The 17,543-nt window shown below is 74.1% G+C and carries 14 protein-coding genes and 1 pseudogene; 9 read left to right on the forward strand and 6 right to left on the reverse strand.

Annotation, left to right across the window (positions count from 1 at the left end):
* Window positions 1-87 precede the first annotated feature (87 nt).
* Window positions 88-939: pseudogene (locus Dsi01nite_RS05920) on the reverse strand (DMT family transporter); the annotation flags it as partial.
* A gap of 61 nt (window positions 940-1,000) precedes the next feature.
* Between Dsi01nite_RS05920 and Dsi01nite_RS05925 the strand changes: the two are divergent.
* The 4 genes from Dsi01nite_RS05925 (at window position 1,001) to Dsi01nite_RS05940 (ending at window position 4,051) form a co-directional block, all read left to right on the forward strand.
* Window positions 1,001-1,930 (forward strand): LysR family transcriptional regulator, encoded by a 930-nt coding sequence (locus tag Dsi01nite_RS05925; RefSeq protein WP_203845006.1) that lies wholly within the window; start codon window positions 1,001-1,003, stop codon window positions 1,928-1,930.
* Between the two features lie 5 nt (window positions 1,931-1,935).
* Window positions 1,936-2,499 (forward strand): RNA polymerase sigma factor, encoded by a 564-nt coding sequence (locus Dsi01nite_RS05930; protein ID WP_203845007.1) that lies wholly within the window; start codon window positions 1,936-1,938, stop codon window positions 2,497-2,499.
* Complete coding sequence (locus Dsi01nite_RS05935) at window positions 2,496-3,227, forward strand: hypothetical protein (protein ID WP_203845008.1); 732 nt, start codon at window positions 2,496-2,498, stop codon at window positions 3,225-3,227. Before Dsi01nite_RS05930 ends, Dsi01nite_RS05935 begins: the two co-directional genes overlap by 4 nt.
* A gap of 77 nt (window positions 3,228-3,304) precedes the next feature.
* Entirely contained in the window at window positions 3,305-4,051 is a 747-nt protein-coding gene (locus tag Dsi01nite_RS05940; RefSeq protein ID WP_203845009.1) for a class I SAM-dependent methyltransferase, read from the forward strand.
* A 14-nt stretch (window positions 4,052-4,065) separates the two neighbouring features.
* On the opposite strand, the gene Dsi01nite_RS05945 is transcribed toward Dsi01nite_RS05940, so the two are convergent.
* On the reverse strand, window positions 4,066-4,494 hold the full coding sequence (locus tag Dsi01nite_RS05945) for a hypothetical protein (protein WP_203845010.1): 429 nt from the start codon (window positions 4,492-4,494) through the stop codon (window positions 4,066-4,068).
* A 108-nt stretch (window positions 4,495-4,602) separates the two neighbouring features.
* The gene (locus tag Dsi01nite_RS05950) at window positions 4,603-7,608 is read right to left on the reverse strand and encodes a TIM-barrel domain-containing protein (RefSeq protein ID WP_203845011.1); all 3,006 of its coding nucleotides are present in this window, start codon (window positions 7,606-7,608) and stop codon (window positions 4,603-4,605) included.
* A 250-nt stretch (window positions 7,609-7,858) separates the two neighbouring features.
* On the opposite strand from Dsi01nite_RS05950, the gene Dsi01nite_RS05955 reads away from it, so the two are divergent.
* From Dsi01nite_RS05955 to Dsi01nite_RS05970, 4 genes are all read left to right on the forward strand, one after another.
* Window positions 7,859-8,848: a LacI family DNA-binding transcriptional regulator gene (locus Dsi01nite_RS05955; RefSeq protein ID WP_203845012.1), complete on the forward strand. Its 990-nt coding sequence runs from the start codon at window positions 7,859-7,861 to the stop codon at window positions 8,846-8,848.
* Between the two features lie 106 nt (window positions 8,849-8,954).
* A complete protein-coding gene (locus tag Dsi01nite_RS05960) occupies window positions 8,955-9,866 on the forward strand; it encodes a LysR family transcriptional regulator (RefSeq protein ID WP_203845013.1) in 912 nt (303 codons plus the stop codon).
* Between the two features lie 68 nt (window positions 9,867-9,934).
* Complete coding sequence (locus Dsi01nite_RS05965) at window positions 9,935-10,747, forward strand: GNAT family N-acetyltransferase (protein ID WP_203845014.1); 813 nt, start codon at window positions 9,935-9,937, stop codon at window positions 10,745-10,747.
* Between the two features lie 24 nt (window positions 10,748-10,771).
* Complete coding sequence (locus Dsi01nite_RS05970) at window positions 10,772-12,355, forward strand: MFS transporter (RefSeq protein WP_203845015.1); 1,584 nt, start codon at window positions 10,772-10,774, stop codon at window positions 12,353-12,355.
* Window positions 12,356-12,383: 28 nt separating this feature from the next.
* Here Dsi01nite_RS05970 and Dsi01nite_RS05975 read toward each other — a convergent pair whose 3' ends face one another.
* Both Dsi01nite_RS05975 and Dsi01nite_RS05980 read right to left on the reverse strand, forming a co-directional pair.
* Complete coding sequence (locus tag Dsi01nite_RS05975; protein WP_203845016.1) at window positions 12,384-13,301, reverse strand: GH25 family lysozyme; 918 nt, start codon at window positions 13,299-13,301, stop codon at window positions 12,384-12,386.
* Window positions 13,283-14,506, reverse strand: coding sequence for an MFS transporter (locus Dsi01nite_RS05980; protein WP_203845017.1), 1,224 nt, complete (start codon window positions 14,504-14,506; stop codon window positions 13,283-13,285). Before Dsi01nite_RS05980 ends, Dsi01nite_RS05975 begins: the two co-directional genes overlap by 19 nt.
* Window positions 14,507-14,562: 56 nt before the next feature.
* On the opposite strand from Dsi01nite_RS05980, the gene Dsi01nite_RS05985 reads away from it, so the two are divergent.
* Complete coding sequence (locus Dsi01nite_RS05985; RefSeq protein WP_203845018.1) at window positions 14,563-15,513, forward strand: ArsR/SmtB family transcription factor; 951 nt, start codon at window positions 14,563-14,565, stop codon at window positions 15,511-15,513.
* Window positions 15,514-15,631: 118 nt separating this feature from the next.
* On the opposite strand, the gene Dsi01nite_RS05990 is transcribed toward Dsi01nite_RS05985, so the two are convergent.
* Window positions 15,632-17,543 (reverse strand): fibronectin type III domain-containing protein (locus tag Dsi01nite_RS05990; RefSeq protein ID WP_203845019.1); only part of this gene is annotated, 1,912 nt, incomplete at its 5' end.

Raw genomic sequence — 17,543 nt, forward strand, 5'->3', positions numbered from 1 at the left:
CGGGCCGGCCTTCCGCGGCGCGGTCTGGAGCACCGCGACGGACGACAGCACCAGGGCTCCGCCGAGCAGCTGGAGCGGCGTGAGGAACTCCCCGAGGGTGAGCGCGGCCAGCGCGGTCGTGACCACCGGCTCGAACGTGGACAGGATCGCGGCCGTCGACGGGCCCGTGCGGCGCAGGCCCGCGAAGAACGTCAGCATCGCCGCGACGGTGGACACGACGGCGATGCACGCGAGCCAGCCCCAGGCCGCCGGGCTGAGGCGCAGGTCGACCCCGCCGGTGACCGCGGCCCGGGCGGCGAGCGTGCCCGCGGCGCCGGTCATCACCAGCGCCGACAGCAGCACGGGCGGCAGCCGGTGCACGATGGTGTCGGCGACGAGGATGTACACCGTGTAGACGACGGCCGAGCCGAAGCCGAGCAGCGCGCCGACCGGGTGGAAGCTGCCGGCGCCGGCCAGGACCAGCAGCGTGCCGGTCGACGCGGTGACCAGCGCGATGCCGCGCCGGGCGGTGAGCCGGTCCCGGCCGAGCAGCACCGCGCCGACGGTGACGAGGACCGGAAACGTGTACAGGATGAGCGACAGCGGCGACGCGTCCATCAGCCGCAGCGCGGCGAAGAACAGGCTCGCCTGCGCCGCGTAGCCGACCGCGCCCAGCCCGACCGCGATCGCGAAGACCCGGACGCCCGGCGCCGGCGCCGCCGGATCCCCGCCTGACCCCGGCGCCGGATCCCCGCCCGACCCCGGCGACCGGTCCGTCCGGCGCAGCTCGGGCCGGACCAGCAGCACCAGCCAGAGCAGCGCGGCGGCGAGGGCGAAGCGGACCAGCAGCAGCGCCGATGGCGAGACGCCGGCGTCGTAGGCGAACTTGCCGAAGATCGCCAGCGCGCCGAAGCACGCCGCGGAGACGAGACACAGTGCCGGACCCATGCGGTCGAGCATCGGGCACGGCACCGTGCAGGTCCAGCGATGAATCCCGGCGCTGATTCGTTAGGATTTCCGCATGGTCGGGTTGGATCTGCGCCGCCTGCGGTTCCTGCGTGAGTTCGAGGAGCGGGGCACCCTCGCCGCGGTCGCCGTGGCCCTCGGCTACAGCCCGTCCACGGTCTCCCAGCAGCTGGCACTGCTGGAGAAGGACGCCGGCACGCCGCTGCTGGAGAAGGCGGGCCGGGGCGTGCGCCTCAACGACGCCGGGCGGCTCCTGGCCCAGCACGCGCGGGTGCTCCTGACGGCGGCCGAGGCGGCGGAGGCCGACCTCGCCGCGCTCGGCGGCGACGTCCGCGGCACCGTGCGCGCCGGCGGCCTGCAGTCGGCGGCCCGCCGCCTGCTGGTGCCCGCCGTGGCGCGCATGCAGGTGGACCGCCCGCGGGTCCGGGTGGAGATCTTCGAACTGGAGCTCGAAGCGGCGCTGCCCGGCCTGCGGCTCGGCACCGTCGACCTGGTCATCGGCGACGAGTACGACGGCCATCCCCGCCCGCGCCCGGCCGGGATGCGCTTCTCGGTCCTCCTCGAGGAGCCGATCAGGGTGGTGCTGCCGGCCACGCACCCCCTCGCGGCGTCCGGCGCGCCCGTCGCGATCAGCCGGCTGCGGTCCGACGTGTGGACCTCGTCCGCCGAGGGCACCGGCCACCACGCCATGGTCGTCGGCACCTGCCGGACGCTCGGCGGCTACGAACCTGACGTCCGGCACCGCTCCAACGACGCCGACGTGCAGCTCGAGCTCGTCCGCGCCACCGGCGCCGTCGCGCTCATGCCGCCGCTGGCGCTGCCGGCCGGCGACACCGGGCTGGCCGTCCGGGACCTCGCGGAGGCCACCCTCGAACGCCGCCTCGTCACCGTCACCCGTGACGCCCCGCCGGCCCCCGCACTGACCGCGTTCATGGCGGCGGTGACAGCGGCGGCCGTAACAGCGGCCGCGGTGCCGGACAGGTAAGGGATGTGAGCACACCGCAACCAGATCGGGAGCGGCGTTTCCGGACGCTGCACGACGACACCTACGTCGACGTGCTGCGCTTCGCCCAGCGCCGCGTGCACCCGAGCCACGCCGAGGACGTCGTCGCCGACGCGTTCCTCGTCGCCTGGCGCCGGCTGGACCAGGTCCCCCGGAAACCGGACGACGCGCGGGCCTGGCTGTTCGGCATCGCCAGGCACTGCCTGCTCAACGCCCAGCGGGGGCTGAAACGCCACGACGCCCTCGCCGTGCGGATCGCGGAGACCGCACCCGCCGTCGCCGCCGGCCCCGCGGAGGACGAGGGTGTCGTCCGGCGGCTGGAGCTCGCCGCCGCCTGGCACGCGCTCAGCCCGGCGGAGCAGGAGACCCTCGCCCTGTGCGTCTTCGACGACCTGACCTCCGCGCAGGCGGCCAGGGTCCTCGGCATCACCGCCGCCGCGTTCCGCATCCGCCTGCTCCGGGCCCGCCGCGCCCTGCGCCGCCGGCTCGAGCCCGCACCAACCCCGCCGGTCCCCGCACCGGCCCCGACCCGGCTGGAGGCCCGATCATGAACCACCTCGCCGACCTGCGCGCGCTGGACGCCGCCACCCCGCCGACCGCGGACCAGCTCCGCCGCGCCGAAGCCACCCTGGATCGCATTCTGGCGGTGGTACCCCCAGCGAAACGCCGGCACCGTGCCCTGCTGCTCGTCCCCGCGGCTGCCGCCGCGGCGGCCGTGGTCGCGGCGGCGTTCCTGGTGGGCGCACCGGGACCCGCGTACTCATCGTGGACCTCCGAACCCACCCCGTTGACCGCCGAGGAGACCGGCCTGGTGGGACCGGCCTGCCGGGACGCCCTGGACGGCGGGAGCCTCGACCTGCGCCGGGCCCGGCTCGTCCTGGCCGAGCGTCGCGGCGACTTCGCCGTCCTGCTGTTCCGCACCGAGGACCCCGACATGTCCGGGTCCTGCCTGGCCCGCCAGCCGCGCGGCACCGACGATGTCGACGACGTGCAGGCGGCCGTCGGCGGCGGCGACGGCCCCGCGATGACCGCGCCCCCGCGCGGCTACACCCAGGGCGCCCTCGCCGGCTACCGCCACGCCACGATCACCGACGGCGCGGCCGGCAGCGACGTCACCGGCGTCACGATCCGCGCCGGCGACCTGACCGTGCACGCGTCGGTCCGCGACGGCCGGTACGTCGCCTGGTGGCCGGCGCAGACGACCGGCGACCTCAGCTACGACCTGACCCTGACCGACGGCACCGTCATCCGCGACGCCCGGCCCACCAGACCGAGCTGAGCGGTCGCCGCGTCGAATCCGGATGCGTCCCGTGAATGCCACGGGATAGCGTCGACGCGAGGCGTGGGGGCGGCCGGATGGTCTACGACGAATCGATGGCGGCGGGATACGACCGCGGCCGGCGGCTGCGGACCGGCGACCTCGACACGTGGATGGCCGCGGCGCGCCCCTACCTGCCCGGCGCCGGCGGCTGGATCCTCGACCTCGGCGCGGGCACCGGCCGGTTCGGCCCGGCGCTGGCCGGCGCCACCGGCGCGACGGTCGTCGCGCAGGAGCCGTCGGCCGCGATGCGGGCCGTGTGCCGGGCGAACTGTCCGGGGCTTCCGATCGTCGGGGGAACGGCGCAGGCGATGCCGTTCCGCGATCACGCGTTCGACGCCGTCTGGGCGTCTCAGGTGATCCACCACATCACCGACCTGACCGCGTTCGCGGCGAGCCTGCGGCGCGTCCTGCGGCCCGGCGGCCACCTGCTGCTGCGCGGAGGATTCGGCCCGCCCGACGAGCTGCCGCTGTTCCGCTGGTTTCCCGAGGCCTGGGCGACGGGAGCGGTGGCCGCCTCCCTGGCCGAGATCGGCGACGTCCTCGCCGCGGCCGGCCTCACCCAGATCGATCACGTGCGGGTGCAGCAGATGTCCGCCGCGAGCCCGGACGAACTGCTCGACAAGGTCCGCGCCCGGTCGTTGAGCCACCTCGCCGCGCTCCCCGACGCCGTCTTCCAGCGGGGGCTGCGGGCGATGGAGCGGGACACGCGGACCGGCGCCGTCCCGCACCACCTCACCGAGCACCTCGATCTCGTGGTGTTCCGCGCCGTGCCCCGTAGCTGAGGCGTGTCTTGCCCTCAGCGCCGCGGCGAGTCGCGTTCCAGGCGCTCCAGGTCGCGCTGCCAAACAGCGATCAGCTCCTCGTTGACGGCTTCCTCGATCACGCCCCGCCGTATCCGGCCGATGTCACGGTCGTCGTACCGGATCGCAAACACCAGTCCATGGTCGCCTGAGACCTGCCCCAGCCATGCCACCAGCCACCGGACCTCGGCGAGCAGCCGCCGTTCCACTGCCGGCGTCACCCACGGCCCAGGCCTGGGGAACGTATGGGTCAACCCGACAAGGCGCGCGCCGTCCTGATCGACTTCGTCGAACGCCTCCGCGCTGTCGCTGACCCAGTTCACCGTGGCGCGGTCGCGCTCGTAGGACTGCAGGAAATGCTGAGCGGTCTCGTCGTCAAGGCGTCCCTCGACATGAGCGACCAGTTCAACCAGCGGCGCGGCCATCGAGCGACCCTACCGAACGCCGCGAGCCGTCCGCGGCATACACAAGCTCTGGCGGTCGATTCGTGCCGGGCCCGGCAGGTCCCGGAGCCCGGCGCGAATCGGCTGCGGTCAGGTGACGGTCAGGCTGTCGAGGTTCGCGCCGTTGGCGCCGGTGGTGGTGGCCCGGACCGTGACCTGGCTGCCGGCGGGCAGGTTGGCGGTGAGCGAGGTGGTGCTCCAGGTGTCCCAGGAGCCGGTCGGGTTGAAGGCGAGGGCGCCGTTGACGGTGCCGCCGTTGACGGCGATGGCGAGGGGCCGGTTGGCGCCGCCGCCGTTGGCGTAGCGGAACGTCAGGGTCCTGGTGCCGGCGGTGGGGACGTTGACGGTCCACTGGACGTAGCCGCCGCTGGCCGAGGTGTCGGCGAAGTCGACGAAGCCCGTGCCGGTGTAGTCCGGGTGGCGGGTGTCGATGACGGCGCCGCTGAGCACGGCCCGTTCCGCCGGGTAGGCGGTGCCGCCGGTCGCGGCGGGGAGGGCCGATCCGCTCGGCTCGACCGTGGCGGCCACGCCGCCGCCGGTGACGACCGGGATGGACGCGGTGACGACGGTCAGGATCTTCTTGGCGGCGTCCCACACGGTGCCGCCGCCGCTGGTGACGGCGGTCGCCTCGGTGGTGAAGGACGGCAGGGTGCCGCCGCCGTTGACCCGCATGCCGACGGGCGCGGTGAGGCCGTGGATCCGCACGACGTAGCGGCGGGTGGCGGGGGCGCCGGTGTAGGTGCCCTGCGGGTGCCTGATGACGGTCCTGGTCGCGGCGTCGGTCCAGGTCAGGGCGGTGACGCTCCTGGCGCCGGAGACGCGGTGCGACTCGGTGACGCCGTCGTCCTCGACCAGGTTGAAGGTGCCGTCGGCGCCGGCGTAGACCTCCAGCTCCAGCTGCCGCTTGTTCAGGAACGCCGTGCTCTGCGCGTACTGGTACCTGGGCAGGATCGCGCCGGCCTTGACGAACAGGACGATCTCGCCGGTGTGGGTGACGTAGGGCAGGTCGGCGGCGTCGGTGCCGACGTGCTTGATGTCGGCCCAGAAGTTGTACCAGGTGTCGCCGGCGGGCAGCCACACGTTCTGGGTGGCCCCGCCGTCCTGCGTCACCGGCGCGACGAGCAGCGACGGCCCCCACAGGTACTGCAGGTCGTGGCTGTAGGCGTTCGGCCGGTTCTGGTAGTCGATGACCATGGCCCGGGCCATCGGCATGCCGGTGGTGGCTGCCTCGTGGGCGATGCTGTAGATGTACGGCAGCAGCGTGTAGCGCAGCTCGCCGTACTTGCGGAAGTCGGCCTGGATGGTCGCGTTCTGGTCGAGGGGCCAGCGGGACGCGATCGGGCCCTGCGAGGTGGTGCTGGCGCCGCTGTGCGGGCGCCAGATCGGCGACAGGCTCGACCAGGCGGCCGCCCAGTTGCGGTAGAACGGCTCGGAGATCAGGCCGCCGGCGCCGCCGTGGAAGCCGCCGCCGTCGATGTTGGAGAACGGGAACGCGCCCAGCCCGCCCGCGAGCATGCCCCGGATCTGCTGGCGCATCTCGTCGTAGGTGGAGGCGATGTCACCGGTCCAGTAGTGACCGTAGCGCTGCTGCCCGGCCGACGCGCCGCGGCTCCAGGTCCACGGGCGCTTGGCGACGCCGAGGTGACCGGCCGCCTGCGGGTCCCAGCCCTCCTCGCCGATGCCCTTGTGCAGGTAGAAGAAGTACGCGTTGCGCAGCTCCGACCACTTCTTGCCGCCGGCGCTGTCGGCGTTGAACGGGATCGGGCCCAGCTCGTCGACCTCGTCGAGCCACAGCCCGTCGCCGGGGTAGTGCAGCGCCGGGTTGAGGGCCTTGGACCAGAAGACGCTCCACACCCACGCGCGGGTGGCCGGGTTGCTCCAGTCGGGCACGGATCCGCTGTCCGCGACCCCGGTGAGGTCGGCGGCCTTGAAGCTGTAGCCGGGCGGCGGCCCGCCGACCCAGCCGGCCATGAGGTTGGAGTTGTTGCGGTTGTAGTCCAGGGTCATCGTCACGCCGTTCTCGGCGGCCCACGCCTGGTAGCCCGCCGGGTCGGGCCACCGGGTCGGGCTGAACTCGAACCACGAGCCGCCCCAGGCGCCGCTGCCGTTGCGCCAGCGGTTGTCGTTGACGTGGTGGTCGAACGGGAAGCCCGCGTTGCGGTGCTGGGTGATCTTCGTCCGCCACCAGTTCTGGTCGCTGACGTCGGGGAAGCCCTTGTCGGTCATGTGCAGCCCGAAGATCGACAGCTGCGGCAGGCGTGGGCGGCCGGTGAGCTGGGTGTAGCGGTCGAGGAGCTTGGCGAACTCCGGGCCGTTGATGAGGAAGTAGTCCAGCTGCGGCCGGGCGCCGGTGGTGTTGTGGTCGTCGGCGGAGAAGGAGTAGTCCCGGGCGGCGCCGCTGGCGAAGGAGAACGTGGTGTCGAAGGTCGTGTTGAAGAAGACGCCGTAGCCCTTGGTGGACAGGTAGAGCGGGATGATCGCGGGCGCCTGGTCGCCGCGGAGCGTGCCGTAGTTGTGCGACACGACGTCGCCGGTGCGGTCGACCCTGGGGGAGCGGCCGTAGAGCCCGTGCCCGGCCTTGACGAAGTGCTCGTCGGTGGGCGGCGGGACGAACGCCTCGGTGATGACGCTGTTGTTGGTGCCGCCCCAGGTGATGCTGCGGGTCGCGTCCTCCTTGGCCAGGAGGGCGCCGGTGCCGCGGTGGTAGAACTCCAGCCGCAGCGGGTTCTTCTGCAGCACGATCCGGACGCCGTCGGCGGCGCCGGTGACGATCGTCAGGCTGTTGGCGTCGCTGGTGACGGTGAGGGTGCCGCCCATGCCGGCGTGGTTGGCGGGGACGACCATCTCATAGCGGCTGTCGGCGAAGAACGTCTCGCCGCCACGGATCGCGCGGACCCGCACGATCTGGTTGCCGTACGCGGTGATCCGCAACCGCTGGCCGGTGCTGCTGGTGACGGTGACGCTGCGGGCGTCGGTGACGTGCGAGGCGTAGTTGCCGAGCTGTTCCCCGACCGCGGCGTCGGCCCGGGACGGCACGCCGGCGACGGCGCCGATCGACAGCCCGGCGGCGGCGCCGAGCAGATTTCTTCTCTTCATCGCATCGACTCTCCTCGACAGTGGCGGGCTGCCTTCGGCCGTTGCAGGGCGCGCGACAGCGCGCGGCGACTTGGGTCTCCAGGGCGGGTTGGCGGTCCGTCCTGACTGGAACCGGTTCCCACAGTGGTCCGCTCGAATCAGTTTTGTCAATACCTTGCAATAGGCCGGTTCTGCATCGACGAACTTCGTGCTACCGTCGTCGCACTGACAAGATCTGGAACCGATTCCAGAAGCGCTTGAGGAGCTGCGGATGGCGGCGACGATCAAAGACGTCGCCCGGCTCGCCGGGGTGTCCCAGTCGTCGGTGTCCCGTGCCCTCGCCGCGCCGGACCAGGTGCGCGCGGCCACCCGTGAGCGGGTCGAGCGGGCCGTCGCGCAACTCGGCTACGAGCCGAACCGGATCGCCCGCGGCCTCAGCACCGGCCGCACCGGCACCATCGGGTTCCTGGTGCCCGACATCGCCAACCCGCTCTTCGCCGGCATCGTCAAGGCCGCCCAGCGCCGGGCCCGCGACTTCGGCCTCGCGGTGCTCCTGGCCGACTCCGACGAGGACCCGGCCACCGAGATCGACCTCATCCGGACGCTGACCAAACAGGTCGACGGCTTCGTGCTGTGCGCACCCCGCGCCGGCGACGACGAGCTGCGCTCCGTGTGCGGCGACCTGCCGGTGGTCCTGCTCAACCGGCGGGTCGGCCAGCTGCCGTCCATCATCTTCGACAACGCCGACGGCATCCGCCAGGCCCTCGCGCACCTCGCCGCGCTCGGCCACCGGCGCGTCGCCTACGTCGCCGGCCCCCGCACCTCCTGGGTCAACCGGGAGCGGCTGCGCGCGGTGCGGTCCGGCGCGGCCGGCCTGGGCCTCGAGGTGGTCGAGGCCGGCAACGTGTCACCCGACTTCGAGGGCGGCGTCGCCGTCGCCGACCTGGTCCTGGCCGCCGCCGTCACCTCGGTCATCGCCTACAACGACATGATCGGGCTGGGCCTCGTCAGCCGGTTCGGCGCCCGCGGCGTCACGGTGCCCGGCGACGTCAGCATCATCGGCTTCGACGACATCCCGGCCTCGGCGCTCGTCAGCCCGGCGCTGACGACCGTCAGCCAGCCGAAGGACCAGTGCGGCCGGGCGGGCATCGACCTGCTCGCCGACCTGCTCAACGACCGCGAGCGACCGGGCAGCTCGCGCGCGTCCCTGCCGACCCGCCTGATCGTGCGCGCCTCCACCGGCCCGGCCCCGAAACTGTAGACTCCCTGGTCGCGCGGGTGCTGACCGGAAGGAGCGGTCGAGCGGCGCCGCATGACGTCAGGCCAACGATCAGTGTCCTGGTCCGGAACCGAAGCTGGGTACGAGCGTGGAACTACGTGACATCGAGATCTTCCTGACGCTCGCCGACGAGTTGCACTTCGGGCGCACGGCCGAGCGGCTGCACGTGACGCAGGCCCGGGTGAGCCAGGCGATCAAGTCCCAGGAGCGCCGCATCGGCGGGGCGTTGTTCGAGCGCACCAGTCGCGCCGTCACGTTGACGCCGCTGGGCGAGCAGTTGCGCGACGACCTGGGCACCGCCTATCACGCGATCCACCGCGGCGTCGCCAAGGCGACCGAGTCGGCCCGGGGCATGACCGGGACGGTGCGGCTCGGTGTCATGGGCGCGGTCGGCAACGAGCTGCGCGAGGTCTTCGACGCGTACCGGGCGCGGCACCCGGGATGCGACGTGGCGGTCCGGGAGATCCATTTCAGTGAGCCGTTCGCCGGCGTGCGGACCGGCGACCTCGACCTCGCGGTGCTGTGGCGGCCGGTCCGCGAGGCCGACCTGACCGAGGGGCCCGTCCTGCTCACCGAGGGGCGCCTGCTCGCCGTCGGCACCGGCCACGAGCTGGCCGGCCGGACCGCGGTCACGCTGGAGGACTTCGGCGGGCAGACCTGCGTCGGCGTCCCTCCCGGCGTGCCCGGCTACTGGATGGAGAGCATGGTGCCGGCCCGGACCCCCGGCGGCCGGCCGGTCGGTCGCGGGCCGGTCGTCACCACCTTCCACGAGGTGCTGCACGCGGTGTCCAGCGGCCTGGCCGTGTCGGCGCTGAACGAGCACGTCGTGCAGTACTACTCGCATCCGGGCATCGTCCTGCTGCCGGTCGTGGACGCCCCACCGACCGAGTGGGCGCTCGTGTGGCGCACCGACGACCTCCACCCACGGGCCCGCGCCCTCGTCGACCTGGCCGCGGCGCTGGGTCCCCGGGCCTACACGGCCCCTGACGTCGCACCATAACCGGCGGCTAATGCCACGGTTCGATCTTGCGCGTTGTTCCGGGCCGGCGGCACGGCGATCGTGGGTGCATGAGCGACACCAAGATCGACATCGCCGTGGTGTCGGATCACCCCGGGATCGCGCGGTGGCACGCGATGGCGCCACCGGGCCGCGTGGCCGGGGTGGCCGGCCTGCGGCCGATCGTCCCGTTCCGCCACGACGTCCTGCCGCCGCCGGCCGGGCCCGGTGTCGCGGAGCTCAGCCTGTACGTCGCCCCGCAGTGGCGGCGTCGCGGCATCGGCTCGCGCCTCCTGGATGCCGTGCGTCGCCGGGCCGCCGAAGGACGGGCTGCCGAGCGGCGCGTGGTCGTGGACGTGGTGGCGGGCTCGCCGGGCGAGGCGTTCAGCCTCCGGCACGGTTTCCGGTACGCCCGGAGCAGGCGGCACGATCTGCTCACGTACCACGACGTCCACCAGGCCTGGCTCAGTGAGCTGGTCGACGCCGAGCGCCCCGGCTACCGGCTGACGCACTGGACCGGCGCTGTGCTCGACTCGCCCGGCGTCAGGGACCTGCTCCGCAGCCCGAGCCGCCTCGGCGGCGCCGTGCTGATCGCCGCGGACGCCGAGGGCGACCTGGCGGCCTACGCGGCGGCGGTCGCCGGCGCGCCCTGGCAGCCCCGAGCCCGGCAGTACGGACCCGTGGTGCTGCCCGGCCATCACGGCCGGCACCTGGATCGGTGGGTGAGCGCCGCCCTGATCCAGCGGCTGCGCGAGGTGCACCCGCACGTCCAGGAGATCGAAACCACCACCGCCGACGACGACGCGGACCTGCTCGCGGTGCGTGCGGGCCTCGGCTTCCACCTGCTGCGACGCACCCGGCTCTACGAACTCACCCAGCCCTAGAAATCCCCTCCGGAGGCACAACACATGCAACGTCGAGAACGATGGCTCATCCTGGTCGTGCTCTGCCTGAGCCTGCTGGTCCTGGTCGTGGACAACATGGTCCTCAACGTGGCGATCCCGCCACTGACCCGGGATCTGGGCGCGACCGCCCAGGACATCCAGTGGATCCTGGACTCCTACATCCTGGTGTTCGCCGGCCTGCTGCTGATCGCGGGCAGCCTGTCGGACCGGTACGGCCGCCGCCGGATCCTCGTCATCGGACTGGCGGTCTTCGGCGCGGCGAGCCTCGCGGCCACCTTCGCCGATTCCCCGCTGGAGTTGGTGGCCGGCCGGGTGGCGATGGGCGTCGGTGGCGCGCTGATCATGCCGTCCACGCTGTCGATCCTGATCACCGTCTTCACCGACGAGAAGGAGCGCCGCAAGGCGATGACCGCCTGGTCCGCCGTGGCCATGGTCGGCCTGGTCGGCGGGCCCGTCGTCGGCGGCCTGCTCATCGCCGAGTTCTGGTGGGGCGTCGCGTTCCTCATCAACGTCCCGGTCGCGATCGTGGCGATCATCGCGGCGCTCGTGCTGATGCCGGAGTCCAAGGGCCCATGGCGCAAGCCCGACCCGGTCGGCGCGGTCCTGTCGATCGTCGGCATGACGGCCCTGGTGTGGGCGATCATCGAGCTGCCCACGACCGGCATCACCGACCCCGCCACCCTCGCCGCGGCGGCGGTCGCCGTGGCGTCCCTCATCGGCTTCGTCATCTGGGAGGCCCGGTCCGCCTCCCCGATGGTGCCGATGGGCCTGTTCCGCAACCGCAACTTCTCCGGCGCGAGCTTCTCCATCGCGTTCCTCAGCATCTCCAACGGCGGCCTGCTGCTGGTGCTGACCCAGTACCTGCAGTTCGTGCACGGCTACAGCCCGGCCGAGGCCGGTCTGGCGTTCCTGCCGTTGGCCGCGATGTCCCTGCTGTTCAACGTGATCGGCGCCGGCCTGACCGGCAAGGTCGGCAACCGGGTCATGGTCACCGCCGGCATGCTCGTCATGGCCGCCGGCGTCGGCATCCTGGGCACCGTCGACGCCGCGGACGGCTCCTGGCTGGTCGCCGTCGCCCTGGGCATCGTCGGCATCGGGAGCGGCCTGGCCGTCCCCACCGCCATCAACGCCCTCATGAGCACCGTGCCGGCCGAGCACGCGGGGGTCGGATCGGCGGTCAACGACACGATCCAGCAGGCCGGTGCCGCGCTGGGCGTGGCGATCCTGGGCAGCGTCCTGGCCGCCACCTACACCGGCAACATGCCCGCCGACGCCCCCGAGGCCGCCCGGCACAACATCGGCGACGCGCTGCGCCTCGGCGACGCGGGGCTGGCGACCGCCGCGCGGGCGGCCTTCACCGACGGCATGGCGCTCACCTTCACCGCCAGCGCGTGCGCCGTCGTCCTGGCCGCCGTCACCGCGTTGGTCGTCCTGCGCGACACGAGGCCCGCGCCGGCCGAACCGGAGCCGGCCGAACCGGAGCCGGCCGAACCGGAGCCGGCCGAACCGGAGCCGGCCGGAGCGGAGCCGGCGGGAGCGGACCCGGCGCCCGGGGAACCGCGCGAACTGGCGGTCGTCGACGTCTGACCGGTCGCCTGGCCTCCTCCGCCCGTCTTCAGCTGCCCGGCGGGGGAGGCCAGGCGAGGCCCCGGAGTGCCGCCGGGCCGCCGTTGACGACGTCGCGGTCGTGGCTGTGCCGGCGGTCGGGGTCGCCGGGCTGGTACTGCCAGAGTGCGAACGTGCTCCACCCGGCGGGCAGCTTCGGGCTCGTCGCGGTGTATCCGGCGATGTCGAGGGGGTACCCGCCGAAGGACGTGTCGTTGCCGGTGCACGGGTTCCACCAGTGGGTGTTCGTGTAGATCATCGGCTTGCGGCCGATGCCGGCCTCGATGCGGCCGACGAACGCGCGGATCCAGGCGCGCAGCTGGGCCGGGGCGAGGTCGTAGCAGTCGTCGGTGCGCACGCCGGAATACGGCCACTCCAGGTCGACGAACGGCACCAGCGTCCGCGCGTCGCGGCTGAAGCGGGCGTTCCGCAGGAAGTGTTCGGCCTGGCCGACCGGGTCGCCGCGGTCCGGGCGGGCGTACACGTAGGCGCCGACGTAGCGCCCGGCCCGGCGCGCCGCCGCGTAGTCCGTGGCGAAGTGCGGGTTGACGTAGGTGCTGCCCTCGGTCGCCTTGATGTAGACGAACTCGCTGCCGGCCGCGACCTCGGTCGGCCAGTGGATGCCGAACCGCCGGTGGTCATGACTGGACACGTCGATCCCACCGACCGGGAACCCGGCCGGGCGTCCCGCCTCGATCGCGGCGACCGCCGCGAGCACCGGCGGTTCGACGGGCAGGGTGATCACCGGCGGCACCGCGGACGCCACCGCCCATACCGGCGCCGTCACCATCAGCAACCCCAGCGCGACCGCCCGTCGCTGCCCGGGCGTGAGCCCGGCGGCGAACCGCCGCACCCGCCGCGCCGCCGGCACCAGGCCCGCGGCGACGTCACGGACCCGGCGCCACACCGTCACCGCTGGACTCGACACGGCTCCAGTGTGCCCGGCGGCCGCACCTCCGGCACGCCGGCGACCGGTTCGGCCCGCTGGGCCCGGGTGACCGTGAGGTGGATCAGCGCGATCGCGGCCAGCACCCCGACCAGCACGCAGACCCCGGGCCAGCCGAAGGTCTGGTAGCACCGCAGACCCAGCCACGAGCCCCCGGCGCCGCCCGCGTAGGCGCAGGTCATGTAGGCGGTGTTGCGGCGGCTCCGGGCGCTGTCGCTGATCGCGTAGACGCGCACCTGGTTGGCCACCATGCCGGACTGCATCGCGACGTCGAGCACGAGCGTGCCGGCGACCAGCCAGCCGATGCCCCCGGTGGCGCCCAGCGCCAGCAGGGCCGCGGCGGCGACGACGGCGGCCGCACAGATCAGGTTGACGCGGTCGGGACCGTGCCGGTCGGTGCGGCGGCCGGCGACCGGGGCGAGCAGCATGGTCGCGGCGTTCACCAGGGCGAGCAGGCCGACGGCCCGGGCGTCGTAGCCGTAGGCCGGGCCGGTGAGCAGCAGCGCCACGCACGTCCAGGTGGCGCAGAACGCGGCGAAGACGCTTGCCTGGTAGAGGCAGGAGCGACGCAGGTCCCGCTCGCGGGCCAGCAGGCGCAGCGGCTCGAGCAGCAGCGCCGGGTAGGGCCGGCGGGTGGCCGGGAGCGTCGGCGGCAGGGCGCGGCGCAGCAGGGCCGCGAAGACCAGGAGCAGGACGGCGGACAGCACGTACGGGACCCGCCAGCTCCACCACTGCGCCAGGTAGCCACCGAACGTCCGGGACAGCAGCATGCCGCCGGTGCCGCCGCTGAGCAGGAGTCCGGCCGTTTCGCCGCGCCGTTGCGGTGGCACCATCCCGGCCACCAGCGGGCCGACGACGGGAGCGATCACCGTGGCGGCGCCGATCAGCACACTGAGGCCGATCAGGGGCGGCAGGCCGGGCGCCGCCGCGGCCAGCAGCAGCGCCCCGGAGGTGATCACCAGCAGGGTTGTCAGCAGCCGGCGGTGCGGGATCCGGTCGCCCAGCGGGACGAGCAGGAACAGCCCGGCGGTGTAGCCGGCCTGACCGGCGGTGACGATGCCGGCCGCCGCGCCGGCGGAGACGTGCAGCCCCGCGGCCACCGCCGGGGTGATCGACTGCGGGAAGTACACGTTGCCGACGGCGACACCGCAGACCGCGGCGAGCAGCAGCACGAGGCGAGGGCTCATGCCCCGTAGCCCACCGCCCGGGCGGCATCCCGCCAACGGATATAGCCTGGGGCTAAATGATCCGGTATGAACTGAGCGCCGAGGACCTCGCCGACACCCGCTTCGCGATCTCGCCGGTCCAGGAGCTGGTCTGCAGCGTGTGGGCGCTGCGCGACCCGGGCCGCTACACGCTGCACCTGCCGTGGCGCCGGGCCGCGCTGGCCGCGCTCGATCCGGACGACCTGGCGCTGCTGCTGTCGCTGGTGGGCAACGACCGTGGGTTGCCGGACTTCCTGACGCCCCGCCCGGCGACGTTCGCCCCGGACCTGGCCGAGCAGCTCGACGAGATCCGCCGCACGCCGCCCGACCTGGTGGAGCGCGACATCGTGGCCACCCACGCGCCGGGCCCGGTGCCCGCCGTCCTGCGGGCCGCGACCCTGAGCGACCTCGCCGATCTCCTCGGGCGCTACTGGTCGGCCGCGATGGCCGGGGACTGGCCGCGGATGCGGCTGGTGATGGAGGCCGACACGACGTACCGCGCCCGGCAGCTCGCCGTGGGCGGTGCGCGCCTGCTCTTCGCCGACATCCACCCGAACGTCAGCTGGGCCGACGGCGCGGTGCGCATCGAGCGGATGATCGGCCGCTACCGGGTCTCCGCCGCCGGTCGCGGGCTCCTGCTGCTGCCGTCGGTGTTCGCCTACAAGGCGGTCCCGCCGATGAGCTCGGCGGAGGCGCCGTGGCTGGCCTACCCGGCCCGGGGCGTCGCGACCCTCTGGCACCGGGCCGTCCCACCCGGCCCCGACGTGATGGCCGCCCTGCTCGGCCCGCCCAAGGCGACCCTCCTGCAGCTGCTGGCCGAGGCGCTGCCGACGGTGGAGCTGGCCCGCCGGCTGCGGGTCACCCCGGGCGCGGTCTCACAGCACCTGCGGGTGCTGCACGCCGGCGGCCTGGTGACCCGCGTCCGCGACGGCCGGCACGTCCTGTACCGCCGCAGCGACCTCGGCAACCGCCTGGTCGAGGGCGCCTGACCGCGCCCCCGACCTGGTCGATCAGGACGCGGCGCCTCGGGACGGCGGCTCGCCCCGAAGCGTCGTCGCCGGCCCGATCGTCCGGCGGGGCCGGCGACGATCGGGCCGGGGAACGTGCTCAGCGTGCGTACGCGGATCCGGGTGGCAGCAGGCCCGGGCGCCGGCGGCGGCCCGCGCGGGTGGTGCGGACGAGCAGGACACCGGCCGCGATCGCGAGCAGCCCCACCACCGCCAGCCGGGCGGCCGCGGCACCGGTGACCGGGAGCGCGCCGCTGGAGGAGCGGGCGCCGACGGTGACGGTGAGGTCCATGGCGCGCAGGCTGCCGTCCGGGGCGGCGCCGAGCGCGACCACCGTGTGGACGCCGGCGGCCAGGGCGGCGGGGACGGTCACCGGGACGCTGAAGTTGCCGTTCTCGTCCGTGACGACCGTGCCGAGCTGGGTCGGCGTCGAGTAGATGGTGATGGTCGCGGTGGAGTGCGGGGCGAAGCCGGTGCCGATGACCGTGATCTGCTGGCCCGGCACGGCGGTGGAGATGTCGCCCCGGTCGGTGGTGAGGGTGAGTTCCGTCGGGGGCGGGGTGGCCGGCGTCGCCGGTGCGGCGACCGTGGTCGCGGTGCTCGGCGGGGAGGCGGGCGACGGGCCGCTGGTGGATTCGGCGGTCACCGTGTACGTGTACGTGGTGCCGGCCACGCCGCCGACGACGCAGCTGGTCGGGTTCGGGTCGGTCACGCGGGTGGTGCACGTGGCCGGGCCGGGGCTGGCCGTCACGGTGTAGCCGGTGACGTTGGCCGCGGCGGACGCCGTCCAGGTGACGGTCACCGCCGACGCGCTCGCCGTGGCCGTCGGCGACGCCGGGGCCGGTGGCGCGGGCAGCGGGGTGACGGCCGCGCCGGCCGCCGACTCGGGCGAGTCGCCCTTGGCGTTGGTGGCGCGGACCGTGAACGTGACCGGGTCGCCGTTGCTCAGCCCGGTGACGGTGCACGGCGGGGCGGCGCAGGCGACGGTGCGGCCGCCCGGCGCGACGGTCACCGTGTAGCCGGTGATCGGCGTGCCGCCGGTGGCGGCGGGCGGGGTGAAGCTGACGGTTGCCGTGCCGTCGCCGGGGACCGCGGTCACGGCGGTCGGCGCGCCGGGCGCCACGGCGACGAGGAGCGCCGCGGACGGGGTCGACTCGGGCGAGGAGCCGGCGCCGTTGGTCGCCCGGGCGGTGAACGTGTAGCTGGTGCCCACCGTGAGGCCGGTGACGGTGCACGGCGAGGAGGCGCAGGTGCCGGTGCGGCCGCCGGGCTGGGCGGTGACGGTGTACCCGGTGATCGCCGATCCACCGTTGGTGGCGGGCGCGGTGAACGTCACGGACACCGAGCCGCCGGTGTCGGTGGTGGCGGCGACGCCGGTCGGGGCGCCCGGCGCGGTCGCGGCCGGGGTGGCCGTCGCCGAGTCGCCCGAGGCGGGACCGGTGCCGACGCCGTTGGTCGCGGTGACCCGGAACGTGTACCCGGTGCCGTTCGTCAGGCCGGAAACCGTGCACGTCACCGCCGGTGGGCTCACCGCGCAGGTCCGGCCCGCCTGCAGCACGCCGCCGGCGTACGCCTGCACCGTGTAGCCGCTGATCGGCGAGCCGTTGGCGGCCGGGGCGGACCAGGTCACCGCGACCTGGCCCTGACCCGCGGTCGCGGTGCCGATCGTGGGCGCGCCCGGCGCGGTCGCCGCCGGGGTCGCGAGCGGGGAGTCACCCGACGCGGGACCGGTGCCGACGCTGTTGGTCGCCGTGACGCGGAAGGTGTACCCGGTCCCGTTCGTCAGGCCGAGGACCGGGCACGTCAGCGGCGGCGTGAACGGCGAGCTCAACGTGCACGTCTTCCCCGCCTGCGGCACACCCCCGGCATAGGCCTGCACGGTGTACGACGTGATCGCGGCCCCGCCGTCGGAGCCCGGCGCCGTCCACGTCACGTCCGCCTGGCCCTGGCCCGCGGTCGCCGTGCCGATCGTGGGTGCGCCGGGCGCGGTGTTGCCCGGCGTCGCCGTCGGC

The organism is Dactylosporangium siamense (assembly GCF_016862795.1).
GTDB lineage: Bacteria > Actinomycetota > Actinomycetes > Mycobacteriales > Micromonosporaceae > Dactylosporangium > Dactylosporangium siamense.